The organism is Endozoicomonas euniceicola (genome assembly GCF_025562755.1).
GTDB lineage: Bacteria > Pseudomonadota > Gammaproteobacteria > Pseudomonadales > Endozoicomonadaceae > Endozoicomonas_A > Endozoicomonas_A euniceicola.
On record NZ_CP103300.1, the window covers coordinates 4101667 to 4126924 of the forward strand.

General features: G+C 48.7%; 5 protein-coding genes. 4 read left to right on the forward strand and 1 reads right to left on the reverse strand.

Going from position 1 to position 25258, the window contains the following annotated elements:
• The first annotated feature begins 14 nt into the window (after positions 1–14).
• Entirely contained in the window at positions 15–1019 is a 1005-nt protein-coding gene (locus NX720_RS16695; protein WP_262596047.1) for an RNA-guided endonuclease InsQ/TnpB family protein, read from the forward strand.
• Positions 1020–1055: 36 nt separating this feature from the next.
• On the opposite strand, the gene pmbA is transcribed toward NX720_RS16695, so the two are convergent.
• Complete coding sequence (gene pmbA, locus NX720_RS16700) at positions 1056–2411, reverse strand: metalloprotease PmbA (protein WP_262596049.1); 1356 nt, start codon at positions 2409–2411, stop codon at positions 1056–1058.
• A gap of 223 nt (positions 2412–2634) precedes the next feature.
• Here pmbA and NX720_RS16705 point away from each other — a divergent pair, with 223 nt between their 5' ends.
• The 3 genes from NX720_RS16705 to NX720_RS16715 all read left to right on the forward strand — a co-directional run bounded on the left by NX720_RS16705 (position 2635) and on the right by NX720_RS16715 (position 24947).
• Positions 2635–3639, forward strand: coding sequence for a hypothetical protein (locus tag NX720_RS16705; protein ID WP_262596050.1), 1005 nt, complete (start codon positions 2635–2637; stop codon positions 3637–3639).
• Between the two features lie 33 nt (positions 3640–3672).
• Positions 3673–13896 (forward strand): C80 family cysteine peptidase, encoded by a 10224-nt coding sequence (locus NX720_RS16710; RefSeq protein WP_262596051.1) that lies wholly within the window; start codon positions 3673–3675, stop codon positions 13894–13896.
• Between the two features lie 413 nt (positions 13897–14309).
• Entirely contained in the window at positions 14310–24947 is a 10638-nt protein-coding gene (locus NX720_RS16715) for a TcdA/TcdB catalytic glycosyltransferase domain-containing protein (RefSeq protein WP_262596052.1), read from the forward strand.
• Positions 24948–25258: the final 311 nt, after the last annotated feature.

A 25258-nucleotide genomic window follows, 5' to 3' on the forward strand; every position in this document is an offset into this window, starting at 1 on the left:
TCCTACTGAAGCCCTTGCTGGCAAAAGCCAAGAAAAGCCGAAAGTACTCATGGCTGAAAAACGCTGACTCTATTGCACTGCAACAGGCCACTATCAATCTGGATACGGCCTTTCAAAACTTTTTCAATCCCAAATTGCAGGCAAGATTTCCTCGCTTCAAGAAAAAGCATGGCAAGCAAAGTAGCTACCATTGTACGTCTGTCTCTGTGGGCGATAACTGGATAAAAATCCCCAAGCGCAAGCCCATAAGGGCTAAAGTGCATCGTGAAATAGTGGGTAAGGTGAAGTCTATCACCCTGAGCAGAACGCTAACCGGCAAGTATTTTGCCTCCATATTGGCTGATGATACCCAGGAACAACCAAAACAGATTGATAATCTTGAAGCTAATCAGGTTGTCGGTGTTGATATGGGGATTACTGATCTGGCTATCACCAGTACCGGCCATAAGACTGGCAATCCTCGCTTTCTGAAAAAAGCACAACGTAACCTGAAAAGAAAACAACAGGCTCTATCTCGCTGCAAGAAAGGCTCAAGAGGTAGGCACAAAGCCCGTTTATTGGTGGCAAAGGCGCATGAGCGTGTAGCCTTTGCCCGTAATGATTTTCAGCATAAGCTATCAAAACAACTCATCGACGAAAACCAAGCGGTGATTGTGGAGACACTGAAAGTTAAAAACATGCTCAAGAACAAGCGTCTTGCTCGTTCTATTGCTGATGCTGGCTGGCACTCACTGATAACCAAACTCGAATACAAGGCAAAGCAGGAAGGTAAACATCTGGTGAAGATAGACCAGTGGTTTGCATCCTCTAAAACTTGCTCAGTCTGCGATTTGAAACAGGAAAAAATGCCATTGAGAATCCGATCATGGGAGTGTAGCTGTGGTGCTATCCATGACCGGGATATTAATGCAGCTCGCAATATCAAGAAGCAAGGCATATTGAAATTAAAGGCGGAAGGACTGTCCGTTTCTGCTGATGGAGGCTTGCGTAAATCCGGCATACTGTCGGTTGCTGCCTAAGAAATCAGAAGCCTCACCCGATAGGGTGGGGAGCAGTCACTCCCCGGCTAGCATCATACCTTCAACCAGTACCGAACCGACCTGAACATTACTGCGGGTATCATAATCATTACCCGCAGCCACAATGTTCATAAATATATCTTTAAGATTACCCGCTATGGTGACCTCAGAAACCGGGTACTGGATAACACCATTTTCGACCCAGAAACCGGCAGCGCCACGGGAATAATCCCCTGTTACCGTATTAACCCCCTGCCCCATCAGCTCGGTTACCAGCAAGCCTGTTCCCATCTGCTGTAACAGCGCTTTCTGATCACCGGCATTGCTGTCGAAAAACAGATTGTTCACACCACCGGCATTGGCAGTACTGGTCATCCCCAGCTTGCGCGCGGAATAGGTTCCCAGCAAATAGTTCACCAATACACCATCAGTAATAAAATCCTTGGCCTGAGTCGCAAGCCCGTCATTATCAAAACTGGCAGAACCCAGTGCCTTCTGTAAATGAGGTTGTTCGTGAATGCGAACCCAGTCAGGGAAGACGGGTTTATTCAAATGATCCAGCAAAAACGACGCCTGTCGGTAGAGGCTGCCACCACTGATCGCAGAGAGAAAGTGAGAAACCAGACCAGACGCCACCTCGGCAGCAAACAGTACTGGCAACTGACCCGTCGATACCTTCTGGCTTCCCAGTCGATCAACGGTGCGCTGTGCCGCTTTTTTACCCACCAGGGCAGCCGATTCCATATCCACTGCATCACGGGCAACTGTGTACCAGTAGTCCCGCTGCATATCGTCACCCTGCTGCCCAATCAGTACACAACTCAGGCTGTGGCGGGTAGAGACGTAACTGCCAATAAAGCCGTGACTGTTTCCATAAACACGACACCCTTGGTGTGTTGAGACATTGGCACCGTCAGAATTGGCAATTTTTCCATCAAACTCACGCCCCGCATCTTCACACTTCAAAGCCAGCTCAATAGCATCGTTGGCTTCAATCCCCCAGGGATGATAGAGATCAAGATCGGGCAGGTCCTGCGCCATCAGTTCAGCTTCCGCAAGCCCTGCATCAGGGTCTTCAGAAGCGTACCCGGCAATATCATAAGCCGCTTTTACGGTTTCCCGGATAGCGTCGCGAGAGCTGTCGGACGTACTGGCCGAGCCTTTCTTTTTGCCACGATAAACCGTTATCCCAAACCCCTGGTCACGATTGAACTCAACGGTCTCCACATCGCCCATTCTGACCCCAACCGACAACCCGGCGTCCAGACTCACCCCAACCTCACAGGCATCTGCTCCCTGACGACGGGCTTCATCCAGAATATCGCTCACCAGTGTTTTTAAACGACCTTCTTCTGCTTTTGGGTCTAAATCTGCTTTGGTTGTTGCGCCCATGAAACACCTGCATTCCGGTTTTGTAAAAATGTCCCCCTAAATCCTACCTGCTAAAGCGAGCTTTGTGAAAAAAACTGCTCCTAAAGGTCAATTTAGTTCTATGGTGAAATGATTGTTGTCTCTCTCATCCTTATTACCCTCAACAGTCTGGATCACAGAAGCTCGCTGAACGTTGGTCTCTGATGCTTTCAGGCAAACTTGGAATACCATAGGAAGTAGACAAATGATTACATTTCAAAACGCTTCAAGAGCAAGGGCTGGTCTTACGACAGTGTTTGATGACTCATCAGCTTTGCGGGTAACGAGGCTGATGTTTTTTAAATGGTTACTACTGCTTCCGGCTGCTGCGAAACCTCAGGAAATACTTTGGTCAAAACCCGGTTTGGGATTATATGAACCTAATCATTACCTTCCTTTTTATACTCAACAAGAATGGTCGTTTAACAAATTATCAACGATTGAAATAGCGACAGAAAGTATTAGTACAAACTATGAAATCGACAGGTCAGTTTATAAGCTTGTTCTTATCTGTACTGAGGATATTAACAGGCTTATTGTCGTATACCCCGTGGGCTCAACTTCCAATAACAAAGGCCATTCCGGATGTTCTTCCAGCTCAAATACGCAGCCGGGAAAACCGTCACGGACGCTTTCTCATAGTTATTCACCCTCCGCGTCTTCATTAGGGGGCAACAATGGGGAAGACCCCCCCGAACAGCCTTACAGAAAAAAACTACCTGATGACTATCAGGCCGATGCCAGAGGCAAGGTTGGAGCAAGAAAATACCACCTGGTCACCGAAGAGAAGGCCAGAGAGCTGGGATACAGCTTTTCAAGTGAAGCTGACACAACGACAAGGGCTGGTACCTGGGTTTTACCTGAAGAATTTCACGAATTATTTCATGAGAATTTACCGGGAATGTCATTAGATGAACTCTATGAGTTACATGAAAATAGAAGACAGCAGTTGCTTGAAGAACTTAAGAAATTACTTAATGACCCGTCAATTCAATCAATTCCCGGACTCACTGATGAGATGATGAGGTCAGACAATGATATACGTATGCCTTCATGCCAAAAGCCTGAAGACCCGGGTTACTATCTATTCCGACTTCAGCTAAGAGGCTCTGTCATTTCCTCTCACTTCGATGAAAAAACCTATACCTTGCAACATGATGGAAAATGGTGCGCACTTAACCCTGAAAGCAATCAATCAAGTAATGATTAGTGTTACTTCTGACAGTAAAATGAGAGTTTCAAAATGCCATCTGTAAACATCCCAAAGAAAATTAATTTTGTAAACAGCAAACCCTTGACTGAGCAACAGGCAAACTACATCAGGGTATGGGCAAAAACTCATCCTGATTATATTATTAATGTCTGGCGTGACAGAGAAGCTGTAAATAGTCAGTATCTTTTTCGTGAAATGTTCAATTATGTCGCGCAACGTGAATTTGGGCATCCTCAATCATCCCCGGTTGGACTTACACTTAAAGATTTTGCAGAGAAAGTCAAGCTTGAATATAAGTCACTATCGGCTAACCCCTTAAGGCGAGCCGGAACGGGTACAGATGGCCTGAACGATTCAGCCATCAGAGTATTACTTAAGACCAGATCAATTGATATTGGAGACAATTTTAAAAACATATTGAAAGAACAGGAATCTATCTACAGCGATCTTAAATCTGTTACAAACATAAAAATCCAAGACATCAGCATAGATCAAAATAAATTCAACCCTGAACTGTTTAAAGGAGACAGAAGTATAGGAAAAACTTATCATGACTTTCACTACGGGAATGCTTATCCCCTGTCCGAACTTATCATTGGATTAGATGCATTAAAAAAGGGTGGATTTTACATTAACTCAGGTGTTTTACCGGAGTTTAACTTTGAACCACTCAGTGAAGCCCAGAAGAAAAAAATGCCTGAAGAAATTCAACTGTTATTTAAAAAGGCAGCTCTTGAGTTAGTACTTAAAAGAGAAAAAGAATTAGGAAACGTTCAAAATGACATAGGTGATTCCAACATCTTAAAGGTTGAGGAAACCAACTATAATAGTGATTATTTAGCGCTTAAAGAAAAAATAAACAACTTAAACCCTGAAAATTTTTTTAAAAAACTTGGTACCAGGCAATTAAAATACAAAGATAGTATCATTTTAGAATCCATAGAATCTTCATCATCGACACCAACCTCAACCAAAGTAGCCATATTAGGCGCAGCACAAGGATCAGATCTACTGCCTGGAATTCACAGTTATCACCTGCAAGCCGTTGAGGAATACCAAAATAGCTTTAAAGAAAATAAATTTTATTATCAAATCTTTGATTTTGAATTAAACAAACTTCACGACCTTAAATTATTAAATAGAAATATATTTTCCGGACTTCTTGATGAGGACAGCCTGTCAGATAGTGAAGACGACAGCATCCAGGATGCTCCGAAAAAGCCTGATCCCGTTAAAGTTAAATGGGCTGTTAAAGCCTATTATAGTCTTGATCTTTTAAATGTAGCTCCTGAACTTAACCGTTATGGAGACGTGTTTGGCGACAGTGTAATAAGAAAATATTATGATGGCGCAAATCTTGGTGAACCAGAGAGGCTATTTAGCCAGAATCATGTATACCCACCTTCCGACCAGACTCTTGTCGCCAGAGTAGAACCACCAGCCAGGTATGTAAGAGGACAGAATTATGACAGCCAGATTATAATATCTCTGGATGATGATCCCTGGATTTATACTGAATCTTATGTGGAGTATTCAAACGTTCCGATTAATAAAAGTAATCTTTTTCAATATAACATTGAGTCTAACGAATTACTTCTGGTTCATGGAAAAAAATTCAAACCTGATGATAAAACAAGAATTATATTAGTTGGGCATGGAAGTAATGATGGATTTGAAAGACCCATCATGCCAAAACTGGTTTCACTATTTCGCAAGTTAATGCCCGAGGGAGCCAAAGTCAAAAGAATTGCTCTTCGCGGCTGTAGTCTGGCTGATAAAAGTCACAGAGGTTTAAAAACCGGAGTCATTCCAGCTAACAGTGATATATTTGTCGCCAAGTTGCTCAGGCGTTTAAAAGGTATCGACATACTTACCCATGACTTAACTGCATCTCAGGTTCCTATCGATACAAACCTTCTTGGCAATAGAATATTTTTTACCGACGAAAATCGTCCAGACAGAATTGAAGTCGTATCCAGAAAACGCAAAGATACTCGTTATGTCTATTCTCTCAATGACGATAACAGCGTTTCCTATACAGTTAAGGAAAGCCTCCCTCCAGACATACAAACCCGGCCTGAACTGTTTGATCAGAATGAGTTAACCAGCATTTTTGGTCAAAAATCCATCATCAGCCATGAAACATCATCAGATATTACCAGCCATAATATTCTGATGAATTCTGACATTAAAAACGCAATACAAATAGGAACTCTTGAGTCACTTAACAAACGATCAACCATTGTTATTGCAGAGCCAGACAAAACGAAATACAACCAAATTATTGAAGTTTTATCATCAACACATGACTTTAAAAAATACAGCGAATGGGAATCATGGATAAGAAAAACCCATCCTGACCTGTTATCTTCAGTTGAAGATACAATGGTCGCTATTCCTGATTCACAAAGTGTCTATAGCCGCTTTCGAAACAAGGTAGCTGAAGGTGCCTTTTCATTTATCAAGCTAGATCCAACATCACTTGAAGATGCCTCTGTTATCAAACAGCGATACCCGGATGGTTTTGCCAGAATTTACCTTCCTGATGTTCCAGCACATGAATTGTGCCGACCAAGGCGAAGCCTGACGGGAGAAAGTTGCCGATTGAATTTCGATGAGGAAAAGTCCTCCCTGAAATTATTGTCCGATGACCAGACCAGCATCGTGGTTTCCGGAGAAGGGAAGAAGGATATCCTGTTGCTCGATCCGTCAGGCAAACCAACGTTATTGGCCTTTCAGCAAGCAGTACGGGAATTAAAAACAGAACTGGCTGATTCAAAAGTTAATAACCGCCATAACTACCACAACTTCATTGCCCTGGATGCAGAATCCATGCTCCAGGCCAAAAGGCTTGTGACACAGTCGGACAAACCAGGCAAAGCCCTGCAGCTCAACCCCCAGCGGCGGGTTCTGTTAGATAGCAGTAACGCTGTTTTCCTCAAGGTTGAAGGAGGGGCTGGCAACTCCCTGACCCTGCTGGGCAGCCCTGACTCATTCAAATCCCGTGACCTCGCCCGCACCGTGACTGACTTTATTGCCAATGAACGGGTCGGTCGCCTGACGATAGGTGTCGTAAAAAATGGAATGTCACTCCAGTCGGTCACGACAGAGTTTAGTGCGATCAACCTGTCTGCACTTCAGGCTTTAACGGATGGTAGCATGCAGCTACAGATGATCGACCCACAGCACACTGTCACTCCATCAGACCCGATAAGAATAGCAAGTCTTGCTGATGACATGATCATCTCCAACAGGTACGGGGTAGTAGAGAACCCGTCCATGGGCATTGATACCCGGTCAATGCCTCTCTCGACTTTGAAAAGCACCAGAACTTCACTGCTGGCAATGGAGAAACAAATATTCAGTCAACCCATTGTCAGGAGCAGTGCCAACAGCATGGTCATCAGGTTCCATATCGAGTCTGCCGCCGCGGGCCTGTCCAGAACCCTGTCAAAAAATAGTTTGTCGACAGACCTTATACCTCGACTGGATTCCCTCGAACAAAAAGGAAAAAAATGGAAGCTGAAATTTTACTCTGTCAACGATAAGACTTCTCGTATCAGCACAAAAAGGTTGGATATTTCCGATCCTGACCTTCTTGCCTCTTTGAAGTTTATCAACGAAAAAATCAGCCTCAGCAGACAGTCATTGCAGGAAGTAACGAAAAACCCAATCGGCACAATGGATGCTATCGGAGATGGAGTGGGTGTAGCCATGACGCTTGGCTCACTGGTCTATCAGATGTTCAGGAATGAAGCTTTACAGTCAGACCAGACTGCCCCCCGGGCAGGTTCAGACTTTCAGCGACGTATACTGGAAGCCCAGATTATCTATGGGATGATTAATGAGCATATAGCAACAGTCGACGCCTTGTTGACAATGGGTAAATACGTCAGCGCCATTAAAAAAGGAAAAAGCGTGGTCAGCCTGGGTGAAAGAATGGCCACTTTTATAGACAAGCATTACAGAGCATCGGCTTCTGCAGCATCCAGTGGAAAAGCAGTCTCCACCCTGGGGAGCCGCGCAATGAGGCTATCTGGCCCTGTTATCAATCTGGCGATCAGTGCCGGCATGGTGACTCTGGACATAATGGCCTTGTCAGCCTGTGAGACAAAGCGCTGTCGTGAAAACGCGGGCATTATTCTGGGACTGGATCTGGCACAGACCGTGCCAGTGCTGATTAGTTTGGGAGCCAGTGCTGCAACGACTGTCGGATTGATAAGTTCCACCAGTGCAGCTGCCGTCGGTTCAGCAATGGGGGTTGCCGCACTCCCGATCACATTCACTGTTACCATCATAACCATTGGCCTGCATTTCAAAGAGGAAATGAGGCAAAAATTTGAGAACAATATGGCCTTCTGGCAAATGGTATACGATGACCTGACCTTGAAAGGCGCCTGGGATGGCGAGGCCAAAAAATGGAATTTACTGACAACAGACATAACGGTTAAGGAGGGTACGGGCCAATACGAAAGAGTATATAAACGTTCCGAAAAGCCTTGCATGGGTAGGTCTTTCTGTTCCAATACCGGTACTTATATCGATGTTGAGATATTGAAGGATGTCGTTAAGCAAAGGCTTTTCCTGACTCCGATTAAAGCGATTGACTTTAGTCAAAAGCAAGTAGAGTTCGGAGAAATAAATATCCACAAGATTAAAAGCCCCAGTGGAAGCGTTTATCTGAATGGTGATGCATCCGGCGAAGCTTACAGAAGGCGGGTAAGTTTTTACGGTTGCAAAGGTGAGGATGGTCTTTTTATTAAATCGGCTACATTCAACCTGCTGGCGCACCCGGCAGTATCCCGGTTTATTCAGAACAATTTTGAATGGCCAGAAGAAAATATAGAAACTGTCATTCTTCCCTCTGGAAAAAACTGGAACCTGAAGCGCTGGTGGGGCTCAAGCGTTCCAGTATCTGACGCAACCAGCTGGGGCTTTGGCCGTTCGGATGGCAAGGGGTGGGAGCTTCTAATGCAGGCTTCAAGGGATGGACTCACCAACAACGTTAACAAGGATTTCACGTTTACGTTCTATCCACGGAAGAAAGGAGACGGCCCGGGCGGCGGGGATGTCTCCGGTGCTTCCTGTGAGTATGAACATGGCAATACGCAAGAAGCATCCGCTTTTATTCTGAAGGACCTTTCCGACAGGAACATTATTAACTTTTCAGAGACGCAACACATCAATATAACGGCAGGTCATTATAATCAGACGTTCATTACGCCTGATGACCCTGCCATGAGTTACAGTTTCTATGGTCAGGGAGGCAATTTCTATACGGTTTCATTGACTCACTTCTCAAAGGCGGACTTTCACCAGACGGGAAATGAGCAGTGGACGATTGATGACCGTCGTCATTCATACACCATTAAAGATTTTCTTCCATTTATCGCTTCGGACGAGAAACCAGAGGGTGGCCTGATTACCCTTCAGGGGAAAAGAAAGCACACGACAGACTCAGAATGTGTCATGCAGTTTAAGGGGTTTAATGCTTCTTCCTCTAACCCTTATCCGGTTGTCGTTGTTGATAAATACCGTTATCCCCACTATATCCTTGATGCCAAAGCGGGTCGTTTTAAGGTTTATTATCCAGAGGTTAAAGATGCGTTTCAGCTAAGTTACCGTTCCCGCACGGATTTGTGGTGGGCTTATAAAAGACCACTCCCTGACGCTTACGCTTTGAACAAGCCCCGAAGGTTCCATGAATTATCCAGCCATCGCTGGCTGGATGTAGAACCTGAGAAACTAACGTATATTTCATTCACCGGACGATACACCGACACCCTTGTGAGGGGAGAGCTTATTCCTGTGGAGGGTGGTACTGAAGGCATTGCCCTTCCCACAGATATTACCCCTATGGCAGGCACGCCGAGCCAGGGTTATTTGTTTTTTAGTCATTCACAGAAAAAGCTGTATTACAGACAGCCTCTGGATCAGACCAATGGACACATGACTGAAATTCCAGCACAGTTTACTTCCAGTGTTGGATCAGGCTCTGATCGATTTCAGTTTTCCTTACAAAGCAGTCAGCGTGTCACTTACCATCTTGAAAAAATTCGCAAACCGGATGGAGAAAGCCGCTCTGTACCTGTTATAGAACCCTCTCGTGCCATCTGGGTTAATGCGAACTATGTAGATTCTGCCAATGAAATGAAACAGTTCTCGCAAGGTCTGCCAACTTCAGCTCATATTATCAAGCGCCTCAGCGATAACGAATCAATTTCAAAAGGCTTTTTTGATGCCCGGGCAAACTCCGGAAATGGCAGGGTGATCATCTGGAATCCGTTTGCTGCAAAGAAGGCGTTTTTCATTGATAACGCTGTCAATCAAAGATCTTCAGACAGCATGAATGATAAGCTTTACAGTGCATTTTACACTCGTCGCCCGGGTATGGATGGAAAGACGCTTGAATTAATAAATGTAAAACGTGATACACAGGGTGACCGATACCTGTTTTTCCAAAAAAGCCAACTGGCCTCCGCTTTTTATGTTGTGGATACAGGCAGCCTTTCGTCCAGTCACAATAATCAACCTATTCATAAACTACAAGCGACTGAGTTTTCTACCACAGCGATGTTTAATCACCAGCGTAGAAGGATCATCAATGCCGCTTTAAGCCCTTTCGGTAGCGAAATTCTTTTCACTTTGAGTGATTCAGTGATTTTCGGAGTTAACCAAAGCGTTCTTGATCCGCTACTGGGTTCCACGGGGCAAAGGTACCCGTCAGTCAATCTGGGGGGCAGCGGTCATGATTTGTGGGTCAGGGGAGTTAACTATTCGCAAGGAGATATTAAGACGACTATAAATGACCTGATCCAACAGATACTGACCCCCTATATTAATCAGTCTGAAAGACCGGTCATGAAGGTTCCCCCTATTGTGCCGGTTCACGGTTATGTACCGAAAAAACACGCCAAAAACCCTCACGATATTAGTAGCTGGTATATTGTTGAGCCCGGCTTTGTTTATGCGACCAAAAGCACTATCAGCCTTATAGGCTTTGATGCACCGTCAAATACTCTCTACGCCTTTGATATTGACACCAAAGAGGTGCTCTCGGCGAAATGCAAGATAACCGACGAATACAAAAATTGTGAGAAGCTGGCTGCGTACTCCCCCTATCGTTATGACTACAAAAATATCTACCTGAAGGATGGAGCAGTCTATGGACTGGATTATAGCGACAATATCTACCAGCAGGAAAAGCACCGGAGAGTGCTGCTCACGATGGATATCAACAAGGGCTTACAGTCTTTCGACCTGCAACAGGCCACCGGGGCGTCTTTAAAGGCAAAGGTCAACGGCATCGTGAAGGCACAACTCAGTGAAATTATCAGGGAGGAAGGCACGGAACTGCCGGAGGAACTGACGTTAAGCCACGCACAGAACATACCCGGATACCAGCTCTGGTACCATACAGCCGCCTCAAAAGTTGCGCCCGAGGGTCTCTATGTTTTTAAAAACCCGCAAAAGGTAGCATTTCTGGGGAGCACCCCCACGCAAGGCAACCGTGTTGACTGGTTTTATTCCACTTCGTCCCGGTTACTGTTCAAACGGGAAAACAGCACCCTTCAGACACTGGGTCCCTACGACGGCATCACCAGCGAGAATGGCAGTAATTCTCTGGCTATCAGCGGACGACCGGACAACGACCGGTTTCCGGACATACGACTGGGGCAACCCCTGGCTGATAGCACCCTGCACCTCAATGGTGGAGGCGGAAGTGATAACTATCCAGTCAGTGGAGCAATGATCAGGCATTATCAGTCAATCATTATTGATAACAGAGTGAGGGAAAAGGCTCATGACTTTGCTCCCGCATCATCAGAGTCTGTGGTAACAACAGAACTGTGGGCCAATGAATTCTCTGCCTCCATTGGCAGCGAAGCCTTGCAGCTTTTTCACCACCCCACCGGGCACAGCCTGTTTTTTCCTGCCCATCATCCCATGAGTGTCAGGGACAGCCAAAACAACCCGTACACTTTCCCGGCTGGAAAACTGCTGTTGACGTTCACTGGCCTGAACATATCCCTGAACCAATTACTTAAGCAGACCCTGAGGCAGCCCGACGCCTCCTGGCAATTACCCATCGATATTACCCGGGTTAGTCCAAAAACGCCCCTGACTGCCAGCCAGGGTCTCCCACTCAAGCTATCCGTACCTGACAGGTATTATTTAAAAGACTTTCGTGAAAGCAATACTATCGATGGCTGGCATCTTAAATTCCGGAGTGGGGAAAAAACAAAAAATATTAACATTCTGGACAAGGATAAGCTGGCTGCCAAAGCTGGTAATTTCTGGATCACGCGAGGCCACGACAATATCCCCATTTACATGCCGGGTGGCATAACGTCGAAAATAAAACAGAACCTTCCATTTCTACGCACTACCCTGAAGTCCATCAAGGATCAGCAATATGAAATGAACCCCATCTCAGAAAACGGCCTGGTGTATCGCTTTATCTCCACAGAGCAACTCAGGAAACCCGTTGAACCAAAAAGCCCGGGAACGGATAAAAACGACAGTGAATGGCTTATTTTTCATCAGCGCAGTTATGAAGGCCTGGAGGCAAAGTACACCGGGGTTACCTCCAACGCACCCGGCTCACAGGTCTATAAGCCGGTTATACGTATCGCCGACGAGTCCGGGAAGCAAAAGACGGCACTTACCAGTATGCCTGCGGCGGTGTTTTTTGCCTGGAACCCGGTTCTTAAAGGCTGGCCGCTGAAAACAACAGATCAGTTTGCGCTCGGTCACAGTGATCCCACCTGGCTGGTGACTACCGAAAATACCTTTATCAAAGAATTCACCCCTGAGGGTCACAATGCTGTTCCCCAACTGCCTGATCCGGTGCTTTATAACCTCAAGGCGGAACAGCTGTCCGTTATGAAGCATGGAAGTCGCGGTCATTGGCATATCCTCAACCAGAAAGATTTAATCCACAAAGTTAAAGGAAGACGCAGTGCCGACAGCCTGAGCCTGACGCTGGCGGAAAAGGTCGGGGGCAACGTGACCGGTTCATCACGTTACCTGGCAATGCCCTATACCTTTGATCAGTGGGTACTTCGTTCTACGCACTCCACTGCCAGCGGATTTCCTTTCTATCTCGGGCCTGAGAAGGGTATAGGCGTCGGCCTGTCACCGTTGTCAGCAAAAGGGTTTATTCCTGAAAAACAAATGGCAGACCTGTTGATGGCAAAAAGCCTGGGAATGTACGACGGTGTTTACTTTGAGGACGGATTAAAAGCAACCTCAGCGATCAGAAACCACCTGTCACAGCAACCACTGACCAGGGTGGCGAGGCAGCAGGAAGCAAACAGCGACACCTCTTTCTCAGGCAATGCCCTGAATAACGTTATTCATGTCACTGTGAGTTACAGAACTTCCAGAATAACAGTGAATGGAAAAGCAGGTGATGACTTTATTCAAATCGCCCGGGATGAAGCAAAGAACTGGCAATATAAAACCAGGTCAGGACTTAACAGAAACATCCATTCTTTTTTGAAAAACCAGCGTATTAGCATCAATGCCGGACCTGGTGACGATATACTGCATCTGCCGGATCAGTTAAGAGTCAAGGTAGAAGACTCCCCCGGAGAAGATACCGTTTGTATTTCCCGCTTTTCCAGAGTTGATATGCTGGCAATGAAACAGTGGACGCTGTTTATCAGGGAATTAAGCGCTGATCAGATTGAACCTGTACTCGTTACCAAAACAGGTAATAAGTACCAGCCGGTAACATCCCCCAGTCAGGCAACAGAGGTTTTTCTGAGAGAAGTGGGTAAGCCAGACCAGCTATTTGCCAGGGTGAATATCAACGGCAAGGGAAGCATTCATTTTCCCGATGGCAGCTCTGTCAGGGATTTTCAAAGCTGGCTTGGTGCCTACACCCCACCTGCCGCAACCATCCAGCCAACCCAAACCGTCACATCAATGGTAGCCCCCACAGCATCTGTCGGTGGCAGCCGTTACAGTGGACCCGCAAACGCTACAGAGCCACTGCCTGCCACACCGGCCAGCAGAGGATTAGAAAGCGTCAGGGAAAAGCTCAAAAGCCTGATTGTCTACCGGCAGAGTTCCGAGGCCATGAAGGGCGAGGCACTGTTTCAGCAACAGCTAAACCGTCTGGTTCAGGACATGGGAGTATTTGCTGCGGGTGCGGAGGCCGGTGAGAATACGGCCACCCTTGCCACTGCCACCATCACTCCCAGCCCCAGCCTGGTATCACCACAGGTCACGAGTATGGGAACCTGACGGTCGCAGGCACCTTAAGTCCCGCTTGACGATTTGAAAAGGCAAGTTTCAAAATTAAACGGGACTTAAAAAGCTTGCGGAATGTCGATGCTCTGATGCTTTTAGAAGGGTCAGAAGGCGGCAATAAACAGTTTTTTACGAAAAAATAATCTATCGGCAAGACTCTTGCCGTGCAAATACAGTTTATACTCATGAACCTACTTGCAACTCTAGTAACCATACTACCACTGACATATTTTTTATTTCAGACATTCTTTTGCTGATTGATCCGACAGATAAGCCCTGTAAATCTTTGTTGTGTGGCGGTTGCCATTACAGCATTAGTTTTCTGGTCAAATGGAATGACGTAGATATACAAAAATGAACATGTACTAGCAGTTCAGTCAGCTAAAGTGAAACGCAGGTAATAAGTCATGCCAAATGTTCCAGCCGCTCAAAAGAATCCGCTGCAAAAGACAATACATTTTGTCGTCATCGGTGAGCTGACCAGGGCTCAGGCCTTGAGGATTGAAACCTGGGCGAAGGCCAACCCGGACTGGAGTATCAAATTATGGAAGGACGGGAACAGTTATTTTGACCGTCTCGTACTGAAAGAAATGGCCAGCGAGTTGCTCGAAATCGATGATATGAAAAAACAAATCAGAGGACAAGGGACGCCCATAGGAAATGATGACTGGGCCGAGAAGCTACCAGATTCTATAGGCTTTGATTTGGACATCCTCAGAAATCATCAGCGACAAATGGCAAAAAGTATCAATCGTAAAGTTAAACCCGGCGGTAAAACACGGGCAGATGCGGTGAAAGGATGGCTGATTTCCAATCATGGAAAAAGTAAAAATGAATTAGATGATATTATTAAAGCGCAACAAAGTATTTACGACACCCTTAAAAAGAATGGGGTTGATATTGAAGACTCAGGGTCTCAATTTCCCTTTTTTACTGTGGATGAAAAGAAATTATATATTGATGCGGCTTACAATTACGCTGACTTCACAACTGCCCAGAGAGTAATGCAATTATTGCTATTGGATAAACACGGTGGCCTTGTTGTTGACATCAATACTTTCCCGAAAATAAACAGTGATGTTTTTTCTGAAATTAGCGATGAAGATACATTTGCTTTGTTCAGGAAAATGTTTGGTGATCATTCCAGCTTGGTTGTCCAGAAAGAAGATATAGAGAAAGGGTTCCATGAACTTGAAAAGAAAGCCAGACTTCAAGCACTGCTACAAAGGCTTAAGAGCGATTTTATTACTACGGATACACCGTTAGATGAGGATTATCTTTCAAAACTCAGGGATTATGGTTACGGTTCTCGTGCGGAATCGATTATCAGGGCATCGGAGAAAGCGCCGGAGAGTCAGTGGTTTGAGCCTTTGGGAACTCTGATGATGGGTGATGAAGACATTTTGATGGCCGGTTCAGGGGGAGGCAACGAAGGAGATTTCTATTTTTTGGCAGCTCACCGTAATACATTCACAGTGACTAATGTTCTGCATGAAGCGGTTTTGTTCTTTAAGACGAAGCCCTATGAGGACATGCCATTAAAAGATTTGCGTGACGCCAAAAATCGCATTCGACAGCTCTTGAGGTTATCTATCGGTGGTAGTGGACTGACTGCTGATCAGGAAAAAGAATACATTGACGAAGCGCTTACCGCGATTGATAAACTCGACGAAAGGGGATTCTTGCCACCTATTGACCCTTATGGTGACGTATTAGGCCGACGAAGTATTGAGCGTTTATTTTACAGCTACGCTATGAAGAATACCCTCAATCCTGGTACGCCCTTTATTTATGAACCAGACCGCTTAAAGGGGGGAATCCATGGTGTTAATCATGCCTATGATATTGCTACTGCAGACGCCACCCCTTATGATCACAAGGTGATTATTATTGCTGGCAATCAACCTGAAATCATACGCGGAGGCATTCTGTTATTTCAGCGTAACCCTGGCCAGTCTTCTTTAGTGTTATGGGATAAGAATCAGCAGCGCCTTATTAAATTGGCAGGGAAGCAACGAGCAGTAACTGAAAATTCAAAAATTAATGTGAAAGCTCATGGGAATTATTTGAAGGTTGGTGATTTTGACGCCAGTGGAATTGCAGACATTATCGCCAAAGTCGTCCCCAGTGGCGGAAGGGTCAAGAAAGTAAGAATTGACGCTTGTTCCGTCGAGAAGTTCTCCCACCTCATTGATCCAAAATTGGACTCCGCCTCACAGGAAGCCCTTGGAAGTACCTTTGGCGGTTCTTTATTACGTGCTCTTGAAAAGAAAGGGATTTCTGCCGGGGTCGTAGTAACTAATAACAAACAGGCTTTTATCGATAGCTTTTTAGGTGGCAGATACGCTTTTAATGTAAGTGGTGAAAAAGATCGCTTTTATACTGAAATAATTTTACGAAAGCCCGGTGACAGTATTGTTGAAACCAGGCTGGTTGATGGCAAGCTGTTATCAAAAATAAGGCCTGGCCATTCAGCATTGAAAAAAGAAGTCATCGGAAAAAAACGCACTGATGAAATAATCCATCTGAGCCTTGCGCACAGACCATCATACCATTTTGATTCAGCCGCACTGTATGGCCACCTTCACAAGGGAAACATTCTTATTCCCGCTACCGTTGAGGCCATTGTCCTCGCAGCCGGGAAAGAAGATTTCAGTGGCAAGATTATTGCGTTGGGTAATCCAGAGTATGCTGAAGGCATACAGTGGGTGCTCAATGAGACCATGACGTCATCGTCTGCCAATGCCTGGCTTAGTAAAGTAAAAAAATATTTTGGCCTCGACGCTGGCGTCATGTTCACGAGAATTCAAAAAGAGTACAGCAAAGGTCGTAATATCAACAAAAGAACAATGATGGCTCTGCCGCTTAAAAATTTAAAAAAGAGAATTGCTAACGGACAAATCGAAGTGGTAGCGGGCAGCTTTGAAGACGCGGATATTATTAAGGCTCGATACAATGAACCATTCAGCTATGTGTCACAAAGTTCTGACTTATGCAGGTTTGCCCCCTCCACCCGAAAAAGACGCTCCGCCTCAACCGCTTCCTGCCGTAATGACCCCGAACCCTTCGCCGATTCCCTCAAGCTGCTGTCCGATGATAAAACCCAGATCGTTCTCGATGGCCAGCAAAAGGACATTGCCCTGGTCGATGCCCCGGAAGGCAGCGCCCTGTCTAAACTTCAGCAGGAAATAAAAGACTACCGTCGTAGAGTGGCGCAGGCAGCCCTGAAGCCGTCTCTAGGAAAACACAGCATCATTGCCCTGGACGAGGCGTCCTTTGCGTCGGCTAAAGAACTGGCCAGCAAGCCCGACAGCCGCGCTGAGGCCTTTCAGTTTATTCCCGGCAAAAGCGTACTGGTCTCAGCCGATGGACTCGTGGTTCCCCTGGTCCGGGGCGGCAGTGTCAGCCGGGTCAGCCTGGTGGGCAGCCCCGAATCGTTCGCTGCCGGCCTTGGCGCCCAATGCGTCGGGGACGTGGTGGCCGATGGCCGGGTGGGCCAGCTGGACGCGCTGGTTTCCTCTTCTGCGCAGTCCATCCGTGAAGCCTTTCCGGGCAGCCGGTTACAGGACCTGGTGGCGGTCAGCGACAGCCAGAGGGTGAATACCCTGTCATCGGCTTTAGCGGCACGGGCCGGGACCGGCTTTACTGCCTTCGACCCCCATGGGTGGCAGGGGCACGGTAAGACGCTTCGCCGCTACTGGCAGCATGATGCGCTTGCCTCGCATCCACCGCAATCCAGGTCGGTCAACGCCGATATTGACCGGCAGCTGCAGTTTGAGCGCCTGGCCCGGAATTTTTCTGACTGGCTGGGTTCTGCCGAGGTTAATGCCCACCTGGGCCCTGATTACACGCCGTTGCTGTCCACGTTAACAAAAACGGATGACCAGTGGTCCATGGATTTCATTCGGGAGAATACAAAGGCGACAAGAACCCTGCAATTTGCGAGTGCGGCGCCCGCAGAGTTGAAAACCTACCTGGACCGTCAAAACCAGAAGGTCAAGGCCCCCGGATTCCGGCATAAACTGAAAAAGCTGTTTAAACCTACCCGAACCAGCGGTTATGTTTCTGAAGCCCTGTCCCTGGTTGACAGTTTCCAGATGCTGATGATCGTCATTCAGCGGGGAAAGTTCCTTGAGCAGATCTCAAAAACCGAGGGAATGTCGGACTCCCTATACCGCGCCCTGGTGATGCACAGTTACGTGAATATGGGGATGGCGGCCACCCAGGCGACGGAACTGGTGGGCCAGGTGGTTGGCCTGGTTAAGGACAGCCGCCCAATTAGCCGGATCCTGCCCAGTGAAACAAAAGTGGTGAAACGGGTTTCCCCCGGTGGCGCGGGTTCGGCCAAGTCATTGTCGACAGCCACCCGGCTAACCCGCTATGGCAAAGCCGTGAAGGCGGTCAGGTTTGCCGGAAAGGCCGTCGGGGCGGCCGGTGTTGGATTGATGGCGTTCAGCACCGGGTTAACGGCTTACGAATACTCCCAGATAGAAGACGACGAGATTAAGGATTTATACCGGTCAAGACTGATTGTCGAGAGCGTAGGGCTGGCGGCCACCCTGTTCTCTTTAGTGGCCTCCGGACCGGTGGGGGCGGCCGTCGCGGTAGCGGTTTTCCTGGGGATGCTGATTGCGGAGGCGTTCTTCGCCGACAAGATGAAAGAAATTGAGATACAGCGGAAGTTGCAGGTGGCCAGGCAAGCCGTAGAAAAGTTCAATGACATATACCGGGAGCTGAACCCGGACAGCTTTTTCCCCATCAGTGAGGAGAACAAAACCAGGGCCCTTGAGGCGGTCAGGAAAATTCTTGCCAATCCGAACAAAAGCGATTATGGATGGGTCAACGATGAGTTAAAAGGGGCACTTTATCCCCTGGGCCCAACCGTCGTCGATCGTATCTTTAAAAAAATAAAGGATGAGTTCGATAGTGACCAGTTTGAGATTAACAACAACATTTATGACTTTCTGAACCAGGAAGGCCTGATTCCAGAGGCCCACGGTGAAACCGCTGATTTCTACTTCAATCCGGCCACGAACCAGACGTTCTCTGTGGGCTTAAAGAAAATTGACCTTCAGGGAAAACAGCTTGATTATGGCCGAATGTTTTTCAGGCACCAGCACTTTGAAATAAAAAAAAGAGGTACGAAGGTGTCTGCGGTGCTGTTCCCGCTGGGTGATTTCACGGATGTTATCTATAGCTATGTGAAGAGTGATTGCAAGGCGGGCAGACGACTGTCGTTTTATCAGTGTACGGACGGTATTTTCAATGTCACCGGCATTATGCCCGATAAAATAGGCACCGTTATTATGCCGGCCCGGCTGGACTGGGACTTCGGAGGGGAATATACGGAGTTTGATGATGCCAGAACCATTCCCGACTCAGGTAGCCGGCGCTTTTTCGATGCGATCCACAATTCCGGGGCAAGGATTAAGTATTACGACACAGAAACGGTCAAGGGTGATAACCCAAAAGGAAACAGCCAGTCGGATACGGTTGAGAAGGGGTATATGATTCAACGGCTTGTCAGGGAAGAGTCCAGGCACACGGACGTGCTTTTGAATCTGGACTACGAAGACCATGACATTATATTCCCGCCAAAAATTCGGGAGCCGAGCAATACCGGAAGGGGGCTTCTGTACACCGTTAACGTACCTGACAACAGCAAGAATAGTTACCGGCTGATCATCAAGGACAACTGGTCTATTAACCTGAAGAACCTGGAGAATGCCAGGTCGGCTTCGTTTAGCCTGTATTACCATGGGGATCGTGAGGTTCGGTGTATTAATCGATATTACAATTTGTATGAAGGGAAGCATTGCGGTTTTTCACGAACCGACGATGGGTTTACTTTTAAGCTGGGTGGCGCCAGCGTTTATTTTGATCTACCGAAAGACGCCCTCAGCGAGGAAGAAAAAAACCATTACAAGGTCATGATCGTTGATGATCACGCGGGCTTTAAGGTCACTCCCCTTCACAAGAAAGCACCAATAGAGCTGCTCTATTTTATCTCGAAACGGCCAATTCAGGAGTCGGCACAACGAGTCCGGTATTTCGCAAAGATTGAGGCGGCATTTAACCGTAATGAATACAGTTACGCTTTCCGGCTCAAACCCGCCCCGAAAGGCAGTACCAGGTATCTTTTCCCTGACCGGTTCGTGCCGGTTATTTTGCAGTGGAAACCCGGGAAGCCCGCCTGGCAAAACAGGCCGACGAAGGAGGTACGGGCGGACGGCAGCGAGGTGTATCATGGACTTACTTCATTCGCCCCGGGCGGGGAGCATAAGTGGGAGCGTTTCCAGCTCTGGTATGACCGCAGCAACACTGTTGAGATCACACTCTGTCGGCCAGAAGGTGTTGAGCCGGGGCATGTGATTCCCATTATGGGGGCCCCGGAAACGGGGTACTATTTCTACAACCGTCAACTCAGGCGGCTGTATTTCGATCCGGCCTCAGCCCTGACGCCATTGAAAATAAAACGGTTCAATTTTGGGCAGCGAGTGGGAGACATGAGTGATTTTTATACAACCCCTCATACGTTTCCTTATGAGATAGCGGGCTATAAAGTCACTGATGACCCGGACAACGCCCCGGAAAAGCAGTTGATGGTAATGACCCGCGCCGGAGTCTGGTTTGCCCTTGATGGCCTGAAAACAGAGTCGGGGCAGGCTGAAAGGCAATTTAAACACACCCCCGCTTTTATCAGTACGACGCTGGTCAACTATCAGGAAGCGTTGACGCAAGTCAGTGCCAGTGACTTCGTCACGAGATTTTTGCCGGTGAATATCGTCGACACAGACAATGCCAGCCACCTGCTCCGCAGTGGTTTTTACGATAAGAAAAACAACGTCATGATGACGTACCTGGTCAGTTCCATTGATTTTTACGACAAAGGTCAGTTTGAAGCCAAATGCCTGAAAGACAGCGCCAGTGGCCGGGAAGTGGTTGGCCTGAAGTATATTGACGCATTAAAACAGTACCGGCTTTTCGCTAAGGACAGTATTAGCCTGCGCCAGTCGGTCACAACGGACTGCGTTTTGATTACCGGCTGGGGGGGCGTCTACCTGAGGCTAACCCCGGAGCTGACCGGCCCGGTCATCAAGGACCACTCGCCGGTGCATAGCTTCAGAAAAGGGAACGCCGTCTACTATGTGATGCACAACAGCGCCTCGGGGGCTCTTTATTATGCCACGATAGACCGGCCCCCGGCAGACCGGGGGAATCTTCTGGTAACGCCGTTGAGCAATCTGAATCTTCTCACGTTTGGTCATGATGACCTTGACGCCAGGGGTGGCAAGGGCGGTTTCCTGGATATCAAGTCCCTCAAGAACGGCATTCTGGCCTATACCCTCAACGGCTATATACTGATGATCCCCAATGAAGCCCTGTTGAGCGGTACCAGGCTGGGCGAGCTTCCCCTGGAAGCTTACCGGTTCGATGGCTGGCATTACGGTTATACCGACAAGGGCCAGCCCGTTCGGTTCAACGCGCCGACCGCGAACATCTCCCGGGAATACTATCAGCTGCCCAAAGATTCGACCATCGACCTGACCGACCTGGATATGGGGGTCATTGTTGGCGGGCTGTATGACCGTCATTTTGGCAAGGACATGATCGCCCCGGAAAACCGGAACCGCCAGCAGGCTTCGGCATTTCTCGCGGATCTTAAACAAGCCGTCAGGCGCGTTTGCGAACAGTTTGCGCTGGATTTTGGGGAAGAGGCCCCTGACCTGCTCAGGCTGCCGCTGGTTCACCCACCGAAGGGTAAACCCCTGCCCGCTTTTTTAACACAGATGGATTTCTGGTTCCTTCGCTCCGAAAACCGGCTGTTTGCGGCCAATGCCAGCGACTCCTTCAGAATCGGGGGGGACAACGGCAACTCCCTGATGGCCCTGAAGGGCGAGGGCGACAGCCTTCCCTACCGGTTTTACATGAACCCGGTATCGGGGGCACCGGCAGGCCACCCCTATTGCCGCCAGAACCCGGTTGTCCCTAACCTGCTGCCCGAGGTGTTTCGTCCGGAGGTTTCCGTGCCCTGTGAGGACGGTAATAACAACCCGGAAGCGGACTACTTCTGGAATAACGTCAGGCAGCAGTGGGAGGCGAGCAGTGAACACTATCTATTCACCCTGGCCGATGGCAACAGGACGCTGTCCGGCCTGACTTTCATCAATGACCGGCACTCTCCGGAACAGCAGCAGGCCGCTTATTTCAGCCTGACCGGTGATTATTCCTCGGATAGACACAAAGAGGTCTGGCAGCGACTGTCCGGAAGAGTATCGGACCGGCTGTCGTCTGGCATGACGCCCCCCTATAGAGAATTTCCGAAACAGCCCCTGCTGGAGATTGAGTTTGTACCCGGGGGGCAGACAGGCAGGGTATACCGCCAGGCCTGGTATGACACGCGGGATAACCGGTTATTCCTGGGACCTAAAAACCACGGGGACGAGGAGCTGGTGCTGGTTGGCAGCCTGAACGCCGGCAGCCGGTCAGGCCTGCCTGAACGAGCCGGGGCTTTATGTTTCAACCGTAAAAAACACAAGGTATTTTTTATTGATAGCCACCGGGCAATACCTGTACACAAGTCAGCCGGCTGGTCCGGCCCTTATGAACAAGGTCTTGGCCGTTTGTCGAACATCGAGGTGAGCAGTGACGGCCATGCGCTCCGGGTCTATGGCAGCGCCGGGGATGACCGGTTAACCGTATCGGACTTTTTGCTGGATACCCTTTACTTCGACAGGGGCAAAGGCGCCAGGCGGTTCAGCGCAAACCCGGACCGCCCCCATGACCTGACCCTTTACTTTGACGGCAAGGGCGGCAATGACTCCTTTTCGGTGAAGTTCAGTGACCTGACTTATTGCGCGCAGGTGATCATTAAGCTGGAAATGCAGCCTGCTGCAACGCCCCCCGGGGATAACAATGGCCAGTCTCAGCGCATCCTTATTCATGCCCCGGCGTTTCAAAGCACCCTTCTGCGTCACGAGAATGACCTTCTGATCCTTGATCGTTTTGATCCTAAAGGTGTTTTGCGGATCAAGCAGGTCTGGACGGCACCGCTGGCCCCCCTCCCAAAACCCACAGGCATTCAGTTCAACGACGCTCGCTTTACGCTTGACCAGTTACAAGCAGAGGTTCAGGCCAACCAAGGTATTTATATGCCGCCACTGGCGGCCGGCACCGGCACACTACCTTCAGCGCCTGTACCTGCCACCCCGGACAGACCCTTGTTCATTGATGTGGCGCCTGGCTTCCAGCTGGTGCCGAAGAAACAGGCTGACACCCTGAAACTAACCGTGCAACCGGTCAGCGGGGCGGTCAATGGCACGACCAGCATGACGGTCGAGGGGTATCGCTTTGCCCGGGGCAGCGTCCGGGTGCGTCAGCTCAGCAAGGAAGGGGGCAAGCCCGCTTCAGGCTACTATAACCTCGACTTTGACGATGGCCGGGGTTGCCACAACTGCCTCTCCCCCGCCCGGAGCACAAACCAGACGCAAACCATAGGGGGGCATGAGTTTACGGTTCTTGAAGGGCCTGCCAGGCAGGGCAAGGCAAAATACCTGGCCCATTGGAACAACACCGTTGGTTTTCCGGTGATGGGCAAGGAACAGCTGGACGACTATGGGCAGGTGATCGATAAAGCCAGCCCTTACCCGGTGCTGGCCCTGGAGAGCCCGGCTACGTCAGCCAGACAGCCGGTTTACAGTGTGTTTTACGATGTGGACATCAGGGAACTCCGGTTTGTTTTTGAAAGCACCAGCCATAGGCTGACCGTTACCGTATGGCGCGGCCAGAACCTCGTCCGCAAGGGACAGTTAAACCGAACCAACAAAGCCAGCCTGGACGTGTTGCTGTCCAGCCGGGATAGCCAGGCCATGCAGCAAAGGTACAAAGTCTTTCCCTTCTCCCTGTCATCACTGAAACTGGTTGCCCGTGACGATAACTGGGCGCTGGAATCCGGTGACTATCGGTTTCACCTGGGTGCCATTGATGACCGGATACTGGCTTTTGAGCGGCTCAGCCCCTCAATCGTGACGACTTTGTCTAAGGCCATGCCTTTTGATGGCTTTGTGTTTGCCGGTGAGCAGGCCAACGAACGGATTAAAATGATGGAGCTGGCCGAACGGCTGGCACCATCGGTGCCCCGGTTATTTGACGGGGCGAAGGCAGCCAGCCCCCGGATTGACGGCAACGGCCTGAATAACATTCTTTATATCGCCCCGGAAAAAGCGATCCGCAAGGTCTATGGCCATAACGGCAATGACCTGTTCCTGCTGGGAGACCCAGGCCAGAAAGGCGGCCAGGCAAACACCCGGAAAACCATCAACCGAACTCCGGTGGAACTTAATGGTGATGCTGGCGATGACATTTACGACATCCGGTCATCACGGAATGCCACCGTCACTGACAGCCAGGGACAACATACTGTTATCCTGTCGTCAGGCTCCAGAAGCAACCTGAGGTCACTGGAGGGTAAGAAAAGCACCCGGCTCTACCTCACTGACCTCGAGCCGGAGGAGGTGCAGTTCAACCTGCGCCGCAAAACCGGTGGCAGCAACCTGAACCAGACGACGGTGGATAACCCGGGCAGTACCGGCCTGAATGATACCTTCGTAGTGATCCCCCACCAGGGCTCGGAACTGGCGGTGATTAGCCTGTCGGCACTGGATAGCATCTACTTCAGAGGGCGGCGTTACACCAGTGACCCCACAGGCTGGGTAACGGGGCGCAACCGGACGCTGGCCGGGCCCGGAGTTAACCGGTTTGGGCCGGAGACACCGGAAGGCAAGATCATCAGTGGCCAGCGCCTGGCTGCCAGCCTGATGCCAGCCGGGGATAAAAAGAGCGGGACAGCCCGACTCCGGGTGCCCGAGACCAACCAGGGTTCAGCGCGGATAGAGCAGCATTTCCAACAGCTGGTGCAAAGCCTGGCGCCTTTAAATGCCAACGTTATGGGAGGGGAGGCTGCTTTTGTGCCGGAAGCGCAGAACGTGACCAGCCTGAACATGACTTCCCCCCTGGCCAACACCACCACGCTGCCAACGACTTGAAACAGGTTTGGCATCCTCTCCCTGCCGGGTCGCCCGGGAGCTTGACCTGAATGTCAGCGAGGTTCGGAAAATGACTCAACAACTCCGGCAGGCAGTGTACGACAAAAGTCTGATGTAGTCCTCAGTGGCGAGATGGAATGCCATGAGGTCTACATGCAGAGCCATAATCTAAGTATTACGACACTCGTAGTGCAATTATGATCTATGCTTGCAACTTTGATGCTATGTCGTCGTTATTTCTTCTTTCACGCCCACTTTTGGTGATCGATCTGCCAGATAAGCCCTGTAAATTTTTGCTGTGTGAAGATTGC